The organism is Paraburkholderia sp. BCC1886 (assembly GCF_900996245.1).
Classification (GTDB): domain Bacteria; phylum Pseudomonadota; class Gammaproteobacteria; order Burkholderiales; family Burkholderiaceae; genus Paraburkholderia.
Genome location: NZ_CAAJGK010000015.1, coordinates 1 through 425, shown reverse-complemented (window position 1 = coordinate 425; position 425 = coordinate 1). Strand labels below are relative to the sequence as shown.

Annotated in this window: 1 protein-coding gene; it reads left to right on the top strand. The window is 66.6% G+C overall.

What is annotated here, in order from left to right:
- Window positions 1-425: GTP-binding protein (locus FQ746_RS01645; RefSeq protein ID WP_260853847.1), on the top strand; the 425-nt coding region annotated here is incomplete at both ends.

Sequence of the window (425 nt, the reverse complement as noted above, 5' to 3'; positions counted from 1 at the left end):
ACGCTGATCGGCCGCCTGCTGTACGACAGCAAGGCCGTGCTGTCGGACCAGCTGTCCGCGCTGTCGCGCGCCAAGAAGAAGCGCACCGTCGGCGAGGAGCTCGACCTCGTGGTGCTGACCGACGGCCTGGAAGCCGAGCGCGAGCAGGGCATCACGATCGACGTGGCCTACCGCTACTTCGCCACCGCCAAGCGCAAGTTCATCATCGCCGACACGCCGGGCCACGAGCAGTACACGCGCAACATGGTGACCGGCGCCTCCACCGCGCACGCGGCCATCATCCTGGTGGACGCCACGCGCGTCACGGTCGAGGGCGGCGTCACGCAATTGCTGCCGCAGACCAAGCGCCACAGCGCGATCGTCAAGCTGCTCGGCCTGCAGCACGTGATCGTCGCGATCAACAAGATGGATCTGGTCGATTACTC